The 13068-nt window shown below is 69.8% G+C and carries 12 protein-coding genes; 4 read left to right on the top strand and 8 right to left on the bottom strand.

Features of this window, described 5'->3' with window-relative positions; translation table 11 throughout:
* Positions 1-25: 25 nt before the first annotated feature.
* The 3 genes from M3Q23_09765 to M3Q23_09775 form a co-directional block, all read right to left on the bottom strand.
* The gene (locus tag M3Q23_09765; protein ID MDP9342358.1) at positions 26-2287 is read right to left on the bottom strand and encodes a diguanylate cyclase; all 2262 of its coding nucleotides are present in this window, start codon (positions 2285-2287) and stop codon (positions 26-28) included.
* Between the two features lie 109 nt (positions 2288-2396).
* On the bottom strand, positions 2397-3497 hold the full coding sequence (locus M3Q23_09770) for a methyltransferase domain-containing protein (protein ID MDP9342359.1): 1101 nt from the start codon (positions 3495-3497) through the stop codon (positions 2397-2399).
* A gap of 13 nt (positions 3498-3510) precedes the next feature.
* Entirely contained in the window at positions 3511-4005 is a 495-nt protein-coding gene (locus M3Q23_09775) for a DUF5519 family protein (protein MDP9342360.1), read from the bottom strand.
* Between the two features lie 29 nt (positions 4006-4034).
* Here M3Q23_09775 and M3Q23_09780 point away from each other — a divergent pair, with 29 nt between their 5' ends.
* Complete coding sequence (locus M3Q23_09780) at positions 4035-5030, top strand: 2-hydroxyacid dehydrogenase (protein MDP9342361.1); 996 nt, start codon at positions 4035-4037, stop codon at positions 5028-5030.
* Positions 5031-5037: 7 nt separating this feature from the next.
* Here the strand turns inward: M3Q23_09780 and M3Q23_09785 are convergent, their stop codons facing one another.
* A complete protein-coding gene (locus M3Q23_09785) occupies positions 5038-5733 on the bottom strand; it encodes a hypothetical protein (protein MDP9342362.1) in 696 nt (231 codons plus the stop codon).
* Positions 5734-5863: 130 nt separating this feature from the next.
* On the opposite strand from M3Q23_09785, the gene M3Q23_09790 reads away from it, so the two are divergent.
* Positions 5864-6457 (top strand): GNAT family N-acetyltransferase, encoded by a 594-nt coding sequence (locus M3Q23_09790; GenBank protein ID MDP9342363.1) that lies wholly within the window; start codon positions 5864-5866, stop codon positions 6455-6457.
* Between the two features lie 8 nt (positions 6458-6465).
* Here M3Q23_09790 and M3Q23_09795 read toward each other — a convergent pair whose 3' ends face one another.
* Both M3Q23_09795 and gdhA read right to left on the bottom strand, forming a co-directional pair.
* Positions 6466-6972 (bottom strand): OsmC family protein, encoded by a 507-nt coding sequence (locus tag M3Q23_09795; GenBank protein ID MDP9342364.1) that lies wholly within the window; start codon positions 6970-6972, stop codon positions 6466-6468.
* 3 nt (positions 6973-6975) lie between these two features.
* Positions 6976-8337, bottom strand: coding sequence for an NADP-specific glutamate dehydrogenase (gdhA, locus tag M3Q23_09800; GenBank protein MDP9342365.1), 1362 nt, complete (start codon positions 8335-8337; stop codon positions 6976-6978).
* A 229-nt stretch (positions 8338-8566) separates the two neighbouring features.
* Between gdhA and lon the strand changes: the two genes are divergently transcribed.
* Entirely contained in the window at positions 8567-10912 is a 2346-nt protein-coding gene (gene lon, locus M3Q23_09805; protein MDP9342366.1) for an endopeptidase La, read from the top strand.
* Positions 10913-10921: 9 nt separating this feature from the next.
* Here lon and M3Q23_09810 read toward each other — a convergent pair whose 3' ends face one another.
* On the bottom strand, positions 10922-11458 hold the full coding sequence (locus M3Q23_09810) for a nucleotide-binding protein (GenBank protein ID MDP9342367.1): 537 nt from the start codon (positions 11456-11458) through the stop codon (positions 10922-10924).
* Positions 11459-11866: 408 nt separating this feature from the next.
* On the bottom strand, positions 11867-12133 hold the full coding sequence (locus M3Q23_09815) for a hypothetical protein (protein MDP9342368.1): 267 nt from the start codon (positions 12131-12133) through the stop codon (positions 11867-11869).
* Positions 12134-12183: 50 nt separating this feature from the next.
* Between M3Q23_09815 and M3Q23_09820 the strand changes: the two genes are divergently transcribed.
* Positions 12184-13044 carry an aldo/keto reductase gene (locus tag M3Q23_09820; protein MDP9342369.1) on the top strand — a complete coding sequence of 287 codons (861 nt, stop codon included), beginning with the start codon at positions 12184-12186 and terminating at the stop codon, positions 13042-13044.
* Positions 13045-13068 lie beyond the last annotated feature (24 nt).

The raw sequence follows: 13068 nt of genomic DNA on the forward strand, positions 1-13068 counted from the left end.
GCTGCCTGGTAGTTGCCTCACGCGCTCAAGCGCTCAGGTCGCGGTGGCCGGTTTCTATTCTGCCGGCCCGGTCCAGGCGCACGAAGGCGTCGACGACCATGGGGTCGAACTGGGTGCCGGCGGATTCCTGGAGGCGCCTGATCGCTTCGGAGACGGGTAGCGCTCTCCGGTACGGGCGGTCGCTGGTCATGGCGTGGAACGCGTCGCACACCAGGATGATCCGGGCTTCGACCGGGATGTCCGTTCCGCTCAGGCCCTCGGGGTAGCCGTTTCCGTCCCAGTGCTCGTGGCAGGCCTGCACGATCGGCACGAGGGGCTGGAGGAACGGTACGGGCGCGATGATCTGCGCCCCGATGCCGGGGTGCCGCTTCATCTCCACCCACTCCTCTGGCGTGAGCGCGCCGGGTTTGCGGATGATCTCGCTGGCCACGCCGATCTTCCCGATGTCGTGGAACAGCGCCGCGAGCTCCAGGGTTCGAAGCGGCTCGCCTTCCAGGCCCAGCTCGCGGCCGACCGCGATGGCCATCTCCGCGAGGGCCCGAGCGTGGTCGTGCGTGTGCGTGTCCTTGGCCTCCAGCGCGTTGGCCAGCGCCTCCACCGTTGACAGATACGCCTCCTCGAGCGTTCGGGCCGCGTCGCGCTCGCCCTTGATCAGCCTGGCGTTCTCGAACGCGGTCGCGGCGTTGAAGGCCAGCACCTCCAGCAGGCGCCGCTCGTTCTCGTCGAACTGGTCGAGACCGAGCCGTGACAGCACGATGACGCCGGTGGCCCGTTCCGCGTACAGGAGCGGCACCGCCAGGATGGTCTCGTCGATCTCGGGGGTCCCCTCGATCTGCACCGCGAACTCGCAGTGCGCGGCGTCGGGGACGTAGATGGTCTCCCGACGTTCCACGGCCATGCCGGTGGCCCCCTCGCCGACCCGCGTGAGCAGCGCGTCGAACGTCTCGCCCTCGTACTCGGACAGCTCTCCGCGGAACGCCACCGGGACCAGCATCTGCGACGCCTCGTCCAGCACGTACACCCGGCAGTTGTGGTAGTCGATCAGCCCGCGCAACTCCGCGGTGATGACCTCGCCGATGGCGGCCTCGTCGTTCAGCCGGGTCAGGCGCGAGGCCAGCTTGTGGAGCATGCGCATCTGGGCCAGCGAGCTGAGCTCCGACAGGTTGAGGTCGGGAAGCTCGCCCTTCAGCGGACGCCATGCGGGGGCTCCCGGAGGCCGATGCGCGCCCGGTCGCCACGGCTGCTCGCGCCATTCGGTCGCGTGGGCGAACTCCTCGCTCCCGAACACCACCACGCGGTCCTTGCCCGCTGCCTTGGCGGCCAGCAGGGCGGCGTCCGCGCCGGCGAACAGGTGGCGGGGGCCGGTGGCCTGGCGGGGCGCCTCGGCCAGGCCGATGCTGATGGTGATCCGGATGTCGAACGGCAACCTCAGGGCCCGCGCCGCATCCAGGAGCCGGTCCGCCAGCACGGCGGCTTGGGGAACGGTCTGGCCCGGCAGGAGGATGGCGAACTCCTCCCCGCCGATGCGGCACACCGGGTCCTCCGCCCGGCACACCGCCCGGCAGGAGCTGGCCAGTTCCTGGAGCACCTGGTCGCCGATGAGGTGCCCGTAGCCGTCGTTGATCCACTTGAAGTCGTCGATGTCGAACACCAGCAGCGCCACGCTCGAGTGGAGGCGCATGGCCCGGGCCACCTCCTCGGCCAGGCGTTCGTGGAAGAAGCGGTGGTTGTGCAACCCGGTGAGGTGGTCGGTCACCACCTGCGTCTGGAGCCGGGCCCGGATGTCCGCGTTGTCGATGGCGAGGGCGGCCAGGTTCCCGAACCGGATGGCCAGCCGGAACTCATCCTGCGTGAACACGTTCCCGGCGCCCAGGCGGTACAGGCACAGCACGCCCTTCAGCTCCGCGCGGGCCACGAGCGGGATGGCGATGAGCGCCTCCGGCTCGTCCGGCGTCCCGGGGATGTGCTGCGATCGCGGGTCCGCCATCACGTCCTGCACCAGGGCCGGTTCGGCCGTCTCGGCCACGGTTCCCGTGATGCCGGTGCCGAATGCGATGGTCCCCATGGCCAGGAGCTCTTCCGCGTACTGGTCCCGGACCAGGGTCGGGCGCAGGAGCCGGCGGGTGACGTCGGCCGTGTAGATGGTCAGGGTGTCGTGCGGGACGAGCTGGCGGAGCCCGTCGCCCACCTTCTCCAGCGTGTGCTCGGGCGAACCCTCCGAGACCAGGACCTGCTCGATCTCGGCGAGGATGCCTTCCGGTGGGATGTCGGTTTCGCGTCTGGACACGGTTGTTCCATGCGGGCTTGCCTCGAGGCCGGTCGAACTTCCATCTTCAGGCTACGGGGGCTCGCGGATCTCTCACATCAGTCGATCGGGTGACCCCCGGCCGGGGCTGCTACGGGATCAGCCGGTAGAAGCGCCAGAACTCGGTCTCGATCGGGAGGACCTCGACCCCCTCGAATCCCGCCTCCAGCGCATAGGCGCGGAGCGTCGCGGGGCGCATGACGGCGCCGGTCGCGGCCGTCCCGGGGTCTCCCATGGCGTCCGGGAGGCAGCTCACCACGCTCCATCCGTAGACGTAACGCTCGCGGTCGCCGGCCTGGGCCGAGAACTCCTCATCCACCAGCTCGTCCGCCACTAGCAACCATCCGCCCTTGTCGAGGAGCGAGCGCGCCGCCCGGAGCGCCTCGACCGGGCGGGACATGTCGTGGAGGGCCTCGAAGATCGTGGCGAGGTCGTAGCGGCCGGAGAAGCCGGGATCCGCGGCGTCCGCGGCCCGGAACGCCACACGGTCGGCCACCCCTTCTTCCCGCGCATTCCCGGTGGCTCGCTCGATCGCCGCCTCGTCGAGGTCGAACCCGTCCACCGTGATCCGCGTGTAGGCCTGAGCCATCGCGATGCTGGACCATCCGGTTCCGCATGCGACGTCGGCCACCCGAGCGGGTGGGTCGGACGTCAGCCGCTCGTGGACTTCCGGGATGGACGGAAGCCACGCCTTGCCCAGCAGGTTCACGAACCGCGGACGGTTGAAGTCCGCCCTCCCCTCGGGCTCCCAGGGAAGTGGCGGGATCCCGCCGCCGGTCCGGAAGGCCTCCACCAGCTCCGGCAGGCGGCGGCTCGCCCGCACGATGTCGATGGCCTTGTGCGCCGAGAACGACAGGCTGTCCCGATCGACCAGCACCTCGACGTGCTCGGCCGGGAGGACGTAGCGGCGCTCGGCGTCCGAGCTCGTCGGGGAGTTCTCTTCCTCGACGTGGACGTCGATCAACCCGGCGACGGCCTGGTGCTCCAGCCATTCGCGGACGTAGCGCTCTGCCGTCCCCGTTCGGACTGCCAGCTGGGCCGGCGTGGCGGGACCGCCCTCGGCCAGGGCCTGATACAGGCCGAGGCGCTCCCCCAGGTAGACGACATAGAGGTCGAGCGCCGCCATCTCCGACTGCCGCAACCGTTCGGCGAGCGGATGGCCGGGACCTGCGGCGGTCGCGTCCTGCGCCATGTTGCGCCGGAGCCTACTCGTCCGCGCCCGTCTGGTCCCCCGAGCCTCGCGCGAACGCGTGGGAAGCCTGGAGGATCGTCCAAACGACCTCGAGCTCGCCGGCGTCTCGCGGGCCGAAGACCATCAGGGCGGTCGGCGGCATGACGCCCATCCGGGCCAGCGGGTGCAGCTCGCCCCAGCCCTTGCGTTCGAGCTCCGTGGCCGCCTCCGCCGCCAGCGCGAGATGGAGGCTCCCGTCGTACGGCGGGTGGAGATGCGCGAACTCCGTGCCGACCATGAACGCCTCGGGCGGACCCTGGGCCAGCTCTTCGTCGAGGATGAACGCGCGGGCGCCCGGTACCGACACCCCGCTGCGGCCGACCCGGACGCCCGGCAGCCGGGCGGCCCGCTCGAACAACGCCTCCTGCAGCTCCGGCGGCGCGTTCTGGCTCAGCTGTTGATGCGGCATGGCCGGCCCGGTCTCCGGCCGCGCCCCCGCCCGGTCCGGAAGTGATCTGATCGCATCCATCTGCGCCGGCGAGCCTACAGTGGATGGCCATGAAGGCCACCGGCACCGCGATCGTCGTCGTGACCTTCGGCGCGTCCGGTGAGATCAAGGACGCGATCGTCGACGTCCTGGGGACGGCGGCCTCGGTGGTGTTCCTCGCCGACCTGGCTCCCGGCGAGCGGCGTGAGGCACTCGAGACGGCCGACGCCGTCCTCGCGTGGAACCTGGACGCGGAGCTCGAGCCGGAGGAGCTCGAGCAGCTGGCCGGCGTGGGGCTGATCCAGTTCGTCTCCGCCGGGGTGGATCACATCCCGTTCGACCGGCTGCCCGCCGAGGTGCCGGTGGCCTCGAACGCCGGGGCCTACGCCGGACCCATGGCCGAGCACGTCCTGGCCATGGCCCTCGCCCTGGCCAAGCGGCTGCCGCAGCTGCACGCGAAGCTGGCCAGGGGCGAGTTCGACCAGCGGACCCTGACCAAGTCCGTCCGCGGTTCTGTGGTGGGGACCCTCGGGTTCGGCGGGATCGGGCACGCCTGTGCGGCGCTCTTCGAGGCGTGCGGCGCGCGGATCCACGCGATCAACCGCTCGGGTCGGACCGACCGCCCGGTCGAGTTCGCCGGAACACTCGACGACCTGGATCGCGTCCCGGCCGCCGCCGACGTGCTGGTCATCTCCGTCCCGCTGACGCGGTCGACCCGCGGCCTGATCGGGCGCCGGGAGCTCGAGCTGATGAAGCCGGACGCGATCCTGGTGAACGTGGCCCGGGGCGCGATCGTGGACGAGGCCGCCCTCTACGAGCACCTCCGCGGCCACCCGCAGTTCTCCGCAGGCATCGACGCCTGGTGGGACGAGCCGCACCACGGCGAGCCCTTCCGGACGGCGTTCCCGTTCTTCGATCTGCCGAACGTGCTGGGCTCGCCACACAACTCCGCCCTGACACCGGGATCGCTGGTCGAGGCGAACCGGTACGCGGCCGAGAACGTCCTCCGCCACCTTCGTGGCGAACCGATCCGAGGCCTGGTCCGTCGGGACGACTACGCCGTCTGAGCTCGCATCAGTCGACCACGACCATGTTGCCGGCCAGGAGGAGGACTGACTTCGGTTCGGTCGGCTCCAGCAGCGTGCCGTCGCCGGTCGCCGTGACCCGTTGCCGCAGCCCGACCTGCCCCAGGACGTGGCTCGCGCCCTTGAACGCGAACCGGTGCGCGGCGGTCTGGCGAAGCGATCCCATCAGCGTCTCGAGGCCCTTGTCAGGCGCCGTGACGTTCACGATGCTCTGGAAGTCTCCGGCGAGGGAGGCGATGAGCTTGCCCGATCTGAACGAGTCCGGGTTCCCGAAGTCCGCCCCCGGCGCGTCCCGCAGGTAGATGTCCATCGGACCCGAGACCTGGAGGGCGTGGATCGGATCGTTGACCGAGCGGCCCTTCATGTGGGTGACGCTGAAGACCGTGAAGAGGGCCGTCGTCTCGTCTCGCTGTGGGCCGGCGAACAGGGCGGAGTCCTTGAGCCCGGCGATGTGCGTCAGGTAGCCGTAGGTCGTGAACTCGACCCCGGCTTGATCGATCTTGAACATCATCTGGATGGAGTTCTTGTCTTCCGTGCCCACGCCGACCTGGCCCCGAGGCCGTCGCGCCCCCTGCGCGACCGCGGCGCGCGCGCCGCCGAGGGATAGGCCGGCAACTGCCGCCCCGCCACCCGCGAGCAGCGCTCTCCGGCTGACCTTGCCCCGCTCAGGAATCTCCTCGCTCATCGAGCCTCCCTCGCAATCCCGTCGGACCGCCACCTGGCCGGTTCGCATTCTCTTGATCACGGGAATGCGGCGCAACCAGGCGCGCGGCTATCCTCCTCCCCGGCTCCTGAACGGAGCACCGAGGACCGAGGTGGAGACGCTTCCCGAGGAACAGTGGGCTCGATTGCTGTCGGCCCTGGATTCCCTGGCCCGCTTGTGGATCGAGCGGGCTGCCCCCATCGCCATCGGGCTGGCCGAGTCGCGCGAAGAGCGCGAGGCCGTCTACCGGCTTCGGTACGAGGTGGTGGTGGAGCAGGGATGGGCCCGTCCGGAGGAGTTCCCCGACGGCACCGAGCGCGATGGCTTCGACGACGGCGCGGTGCACGTGGTGGCGAGGGCGGGGCACGAGCTGGCCGGGTCGTCTCGTGTGGTGTTTCCCGTGCCGGGTCGCCGGCTTCCGACGGAAGAGGCGTTCGACATGCTCGTCGAGCCCATGGGCGGGGTCGTCAACTTCGACCGAACCCTCGTCATGTCGCCTCACCGGACCCCGGACCACCGGGTGCTTGCCGGTGTGATCGCCCGGAGCTGGCTCGAGGCTCGAGCCCGGGGCTTCTCGATGTGTTGCGGGATCCTGTCCCCCGAGATGATCGAGCGGTACCGCCAGCTTGGGATCGAGCTCACCATCCTGGGACCGGCGCGCCCTCACTGGGGCGAGGACCGATTCCCCATCAGGTTCGGACTCTGACTCCGGGCTCAGGCCTCGATCTCCAGGGTGACCGGGACCTCGCGCTGGGCCGCATCGCACACGGGGCACAGCGCCTTGCCCCGCTCGATCACGGTGCGGAGCTGCTCGGGCGACGCGCCCGCGGCGGCGGCCCGGACCCGCACCCGCATCGACAGGGGCCCGGCCGGCACCGACGGGTCCATCCCCAGAATGCCCCGGTCGTCCGACTCGCTGTCGGCGGTCACCTCCAGCGTGTCCAGGGTGAGGCCCTCACGCGCCGCCTCCATGGCGATGAGCGTGGCCACACAGCCCGCCAGCCCGGCCCGGAACACCCACCCGGCCGACGGGGCCGATCCCCCGCCTCCGACCGAGGTGGGCATGTCGGTGACGAGCGAGGCGCCGTCCGGCCCCTCCACCCGAACCCGGAGGCCCTCCTCGATCCGGGCCGTCGCCGCCGAGTCGGTGTAGCGGGCCTCGTCCGGGTGCTCGCTCAGGTACCGGACGGCGTTCTCGATCGACGTGCGGATCTCGTCCATCCGCTACACCAGGCCCTGGTCCAGCATGGCGTGGGCAACCTTCTTGAAGCCCGCGATGTTGGCGCCGTTGACGTAATTCCCCGGCGTCCCGTACTCCTCGGCGGTCTCCCGGCACTGCTTGTGGATGGCCTTCATGATGTCCTTCAGCCGGTGGTCGACCTCCTCGCGGGCCCAGCTGATGTGCAGGGCGTCCTGCGACATCTCCAGCCCTGACACCGCCACCCCGCCCGCGTTCGCGGCCTTGCCCGGCCCGTACAGGATGCCGGCGGCCATGAACTGCTCCACGCCATCGGGCGTCGTCGGCATGTTCGCACCCTCGGCCACTACGAAGACGCCGCCATTCAGCAGGTTGGCCGCGTCCTTCGCGTTGATCTCGTTTTGCGTGGCCGACGGGAACGCGCAGTCCGCCGGTATGGCCCACAGCGGACAGGCATCGGCCGTGGGGTCGTGCGGGATGAAGGTCGCGCCCGGGTAACGCTCCACGTACTCGGCGATCCGGCCCCGGCGGACGTTCTTCAGGTCCATGATCCAGGCCAGCTTCTCGTTGTCGATCCCATTCGGGTCGTGGACGATCCCGCCGGAGTCCGACGCGGTCACGGGCTTCGCCCCCATGTGCAGCAGCTTCTCGATGGTGTACTGCGCCACGTTGCCGGAGCCGGACACGAGGCACGTCTTCCCCTCGAGCGAGTCGTCCCGCGAGGAGAGCATCTCGTGGGCGAAGTACACGGTGCCGTAGCCGGTGGCCTCGGGCCGGATCAGCGAGCCGCCCCACTCCAGCCCCTTGCCCGTGAGCACGCCGGTGAACTCGTTGCGGATCCGCTTGTACTGCCCGAACAGGTAGCCGATCTCGCGGGTCCCCACGCCGATGTCGCCGGCGGGCACGTCCGTGTTCGGCCCGATGTGGCGCTGGAGCTCGGTCATGAAGGACTGGCAGAAGCGCATGACCTCGCCGTCGGACTTGCCGTGCGGGTCGAAGTTGGCCCCGCCCTTGCCGCCGCCCATGGGGAGCCCGGTCAATGCGTTCTTGAACACCTGCTCGAACGCCAGGAACTTCAGCAGGCCCAGGTACACGCTGGGGTGGAACCGCAGGCCGCCCTTGTAGGGGCCGATGGCGCTGTTCATCTCGATGCGGTAGCCGCGGTGGACCTGGATCTCGCCCGCGTCGTCGACCCACGGGACGCGGAACATGATCACGCGCTCGGGCTCGATGATTCGCTCGAGCATCTTCGTGTGGCGGTATTCGGGGTGGCGGTCGAGGATCAGCTCGACCGATTCCGCTACCTCACGGACGGCCTGGTGAAACTCCACCTGGCCGGGGTCCCTGGCCTTGACCTCATCCATCAAGGCGTCGACATACCTGCTCATGGCCGATCCTCCCTTTTCTCTTCTCACCCGGTTCCAACGCTGAACACTACCCGCAATGGACCGCAGAGCATCGGGCGAGGCACCGCGGAAGGCGATGTGCCCGGGACCGCCGGACAGGGTGCCGGCGCCAAGCTTGAGTCCCGTACGCTCAACTTTGGCCGGAGGGACGGAATAGCCCGGCCCTGGACGGCGTTCTCCACTCCGTAAGCCCATGAAGCCGGGAGAAGACATGCCTGACCAGCTCGAAACCCAGATCCTGCCCCTTCTGCCACTGACCTCGGGGGTCGTCCTCCCGGGGATGGTGGTCACGCTGACCCTGGAGACCGAGGACGCCCAGCGGGCCGCAGAGGCCGCGCGGTCCCACGACGACCAGCTCCTGCTGGTTCCGCGCGTGGGCAGCCGCTACGCGACCGTCGGCACCGTGGCCGTGATCGAGGACGTGGGGCGCCTGCGCAACGGCATGGAGGCCCTGGTGATCCGGGGCCTGCACCGGGCCGCCGTCGGCACCGGCGTGGCCGGGACCGGCGACGCCACGTGGGTCACCGTCTCGGAGGCCGTCGAGACGAACGCGGAAACTGCTCGCACCCGCGAGCTGGCCCGCGAGTACCGGGCCGCCGTGGAGGCCATCGTCGAGGCCCGGGGCGTGCCGCAGGTCGCGGAGTTTCTCCGCGGCATCGAGGAGCCAAGCGCCCTGGCCGACATGTCGGGCTACTCGCCGGACCTGTCGCTCGAGCGGAAGGTCCAGATCCTGGAGACCCTCGACGTCGAGCGGCGGCTGGAGGTCGTGGTCCAGTGGACCAAGGAGACCCTGGCCGAGGTGGAGCTGAAGGACAAGGTCCGCCGCGACGTCGCCGAGAACATGGACAAGCGCCAGCGGGAGTTTCTGCTGCGCCAGCAGATGGAGGCCATCCGCAAGGAGCTCGGCGAGGACACGGAAGAGAACGTCGTCGAGGAGTACCGGACCAAGATCGCCGAGGCGGGCATGCCCGAGGCCGTGCAGCAACAGGCCGAGCGCGAGCTGGGCCGGCTGGAGCGCACCTCCGAGCAGTCGCCCGAGTACGGCTGGATCCGCACCTACCTGGACTGGCTGGTCGAGCTGCCGTGGAACGTTCGGACCGACGACAACCTGGACATCCCCGACGCCCGCCGGATCCTTGACGAGGACCACACCGGCCTGGAGGACGTGAAGGACCGCATCGTCGAGTACCTGGCGGTGCGGAAGCTCCGGCGCGAGCGCGGCCTTGCCGAGACATCCACCGGCCGCGGCTCGGGCGCCATCCTCACGCTGATCGGTCCGCCCGGGGTGGGCAAGACCTCGCTCGGCGAATCCGTGGCCCGCGCCCTCGGCCGCAAGTTCGTCCGGGTGGCCCTGGGCGGCATCCACGACGAGGCCGAGATCCGGGGGCACCGCCGCACCTACGTCGGGGCCATGCCCGGACGGATCGTGCGAGCGCTGAAGGATGCCGGCACGAAGAACCCGGTGATGATGCTGGACGAGATCGACAAGGTCGGTGCGGACTGGCGAGGCGACCCGTCGAGCGCGCTGCTGGAGGTCCTGGACCCCGCCCAGAACCACACGTTCCGGGACCACTACCTTGACGTCGACCTGGACCTGTCCGAGGTCCTGTTCATCGCCACCGGCAACGTCGCGGAGACCGTTCCGGGACCGCTGCTCGACCGGATGGAGGTCATCCGTTTGGACGGCTACACCGAGGACGAGAAGGTCGCCATTGCCCGGGACCACCTGGTGGCCCGGCAGGTGGAGCGGAACGGCCTGTCCGTTGGCGAGGTCGTGCTGCCCGACGGGACGCTCCGGGCCATCGTGGGCGACTACACGCGCGAGGCCGGGGTGCGGAACCTGGAGCGGGAGATCGGCAAGCTCCTGCGGAAGGCCGCCACCCAGATCGCTTCGGGCTCCGTGGAGACCCCGGTGACGGTTGAGGCGGAGCAACTGCGCGAGTTCCTGGGCCGTCCGAAGTTCTTCTTCGAGGCGGCCGATCGGACCAGCGTCCCCGGCGTCGCGACCGGCCTGGCCGTGACCGGCACCGGCGGCGACGTGCTGTTCATCGAGGCCTCGGTCATGGACGGCGAGCCCGGTCTCACGCTGACCGGACAGCTGGGTGACGTCATGAAGGAGTCCGCGCAGATCGCGCTGTCCTACGTGCGAGGGCACGCCCCCGAGCTCGGGATCGCCGCCGACCAGCTGAACCGGCGGTTCCACGTGCACGTGCCGGCGGGCGCGGTTCCCAAGGACGGGCCCAGCGCGGGCGTGACCATGACCACGGCCCTGGCGTCGCTGCTCACCGGGCGGCCGGTGAAGTCGACGGTCGGCATGACCGGCGAGGTCACCCTCCAGGGCCGGGTGCTCCCGATCGGCGGCGTGAAGCAGAAGGTGCTGGCCGCGCACCGGGCGGGCCTGAAGGAGGTCATCGTCCCCAAGCGCAACGAGGGCGACCTGGACGACGTCCCCGAGCAGGTCCGAGCCGACATCGAGTTCCACATCGCCGAGTCCGTCGACGACGTCCTGTCCTGGGCCCTCGAGCCCACGCGGGAATCCATCGAAGCGGTCGCCTGATGATTCCTGCTACGGGGCGTTCTCGAGTAGCCAGTTGCTGATCAGCTGAGTGCGATCGGCGAATGTGAGCTCGGCGGGGGAGATGCGGGCCTCCTGGCACATCGCCGGGAGGTCCCGCTGGAACACCTGGAACCGGTCCCAGATGACTCCACCGCCAGGGATCCCGCTTCGCCTGGAGCTCGTCCTGAGCCAGCCGCGCACCTCCAGGACCGCCTGGCGAGGTTCGTTCTTGTGAGCAGCGACGTACTGGCCCGCGATGTCGGAGATGAATCGCTGGTACCGGTACTGATCGCGGTCGAGGACGAGGCACACCTTTCGCCGATCCTGGGCAGACCCATATCTCCTGCATCCGAGGAACAACCCGAGCTCGAGTGGCATGTTGAACCGCGGGAGTCCCTCGTCGTTCGATTCCGTACGCGAGATGTCGTGGATCCCGAAGCGGCTGCCCTTGATGATGGCAGCGATCTTCTCGAAGCGGTTCTCCGCTGAGTCGGCGACCTCCAGGGCCGACCGCGCGTAGAAGCCGGAGTCGTGGACCGCGAACACGATTGCCTCGAAGATCGGGCGGTAGGTGGCATCAAATGGACAGTTGACGAAGACGTTGTCCTCGTAGCGAGCAATTGCAGCCGGGACTCTAAGCGGACTTGCGGGAGACCTTGGCAACCGCTCGCCTCACCTGGGCGGGTGTGAGACGTCCGTAGCGACGGGATGTCTTCACGACTCGCTTCGAGGAACTCGCCGCCTTCTTCGCGGCAGTCTTCGATGCCATCTCGTCCCACAATGTAGCTGGCATGTCGAGTCAACCTTGATCCGGGAAGCCGCGGGTCGCATGCGTCTCAGGCGGACTCCTGCTCCGAGCGGACCTCGAGGCCTTCATGTTCCAGGGTCGAGCAGGAGCTGCCTCGCCAGCAGGGCGCGGTTCAGCTCCCGCTGGGTGAGGACGCGCTGGGCCATCTACCGGCCGGCCATGAGGGCGCGACGCGACCGCCACGACATGCTCGACCATCGGGAGGCGCCCGACAGGATCGATCCGAGCGATGCGAACGAGCCGATGGAGAAGGCGCTGAACGAGGACCCGATCGACCCGATCGACAGGAACGAGCCCACCGACCCGATGGAGAGCACGGAGCCCTTCGACCCTATGGACAGGATCGAGTTCGTCGAACGGACGGACCACCGGGACCCGCCGGCTCGATCCGGTGAAGCGCTCATGGCGCTCATTCTGGTCCATCGCGGAATCGGTCCGCTCGGCGGCGGGTAGGGTGGAGTGCATGGCGAATCCAGCCGCGGCCACGGCGGGAACACTCGCCATCGGCGGCGACCTCACGGTCAACCGGATGGGTTTTGGCGCCATGCGCCTCACCGGTCCCGGGATATGGGGTGAGCCGGAGGACCGAGAGGAGTGCATCCGGGTGCTCCGACGGGCCGTCGAGCTCAGCGTGAACCTCATCGACACCGCCGACTCCTACGGCCCCGAGCTCAGCGAGCGCCTCCTCGCCGAGGCGCTCCATCCGTATCCGGACGACCTGGTGATCGCCACCAAGGGAGGGTTCCTGCGGCCGGGGCCGGGCCGGTGGGTCCAGGACGGCCGTCCCGAGCACCTCCGGGCGGCCTGCGAGGGGAGCCTCCGCCGCCTCCGCCTGGAGCGGATCGACCTGTACCAGTGGCATCGCATCGACCCCAAGGTCCCGATGGAGGAGTCGCTCGGCGCGCTGAAGGAGCTGCGCGACGAGGGGAAGGTTCGCCACCTCGGCCTGTCGGAGGTATCGGTCGACGAGCTCCGGCGGGCCCAGGCGGTCGTCCCGATCGTGTCCGTGCAGAACCGCTACAACCTGACCGAACGGGGCTCCGAGGACGTCCTCGAGGCCTGCGAACGGGAAGGGCTGGCGTTCCTCCCGTGGTTCCCGCTGGCGGTGGGAAAGCTCGCCCGGCCCGGTGGGGCGCTGGACGAGCCGGCTCGCCGGATGCGGGCCACGGCGGGGCAGATCGCGCTGGCATGGCTGCTCCGGCGCTCGCCGGTGATGCTCCCCATCCCGGGGACGTCCAAGGTGGCCCACCTCGAGGAGAACGTCGCCGCCGCGGGGCTGTCGCTGCCGGACGACGTGATGCGGTCGCTCGACCGGGCGGCCTGAGAAAGGCGCCGCCGGCGCTCCCGG

Source organism: Actinomycetota bacterium (assembly GCA_030774015.1).
In the GTDB taxonomy this organism is placed as follows: domain Bacteria; phylum Actinomycetota; class UBA4738; order UBA4738; family JACQTL01; genus JALYLZ01.

Bases quoted from the DNA above. Each gene is read 5' to 3' on its own strand.
- M3Q23_09770 (MDP9342359.1), bottom strand. From the start codon at position 3,497: ATGGCGCAGGACGCGACCGCCGCAGGTCCCGGCCATCCGCTCGCCGAA.
- lon (MDP9342366.1), top strand. From the start codon at position 8,567: ATGCCTGACCAGCTCGAAACCCAGATCCTGCCCCTTCTGCCACTGACC.
- gdhA (MDP9342365.1), bottom strand. From the start codon at position 8,337: ATGAGCAGGTATGTCGACGCCTTGATGGATGAGGTCAAGGCCAGGGAC.
- M3Q23_09815 (MDP9342368.1), bottom strand. From the start codon at position 12,133: ATGAGCGCCATGAGCGCTTCACCGGATCGAGCCGGCGGGTCCCGGTGG.
- M3Q23_09780 (MDP9342361.1), top strand. From the start codon at position 4,035: ATGAAGGCCACCGGCACCGCGATCGTCGTCGTGACCTTCGGCGCGTCC.
- M3Q23_09785 (MDP9342362.1), bottom strand. From the start codon at position 5,733: ATGAGCGAGGAGATTCCTGAGCGGGGCAAGGTCAGCCGGAGAGCGCTG.
- M3Q23_09820 (MDP9342369.1), top strand. From the start codon at position 12,184: ATGGCGAATCCAGCCGCGGCCACGGCGGGAACACTCGCCATCGGCGGC.
- M3Q23_09795 (MDP9342364.1), bottom strand. From the start codon at position 6,972: ATGGACGAGATCCGCACGTCGATCGAGAACGCCGTCCGGTACCTGAGC.
- M3Q23_09775 (MDP9342360.1), bottom strand. From the start codon at position 4,005: ATGGATGCGATCAGATCACTTCCGGACCGGGCGGGGGCGCGGCCGGAG.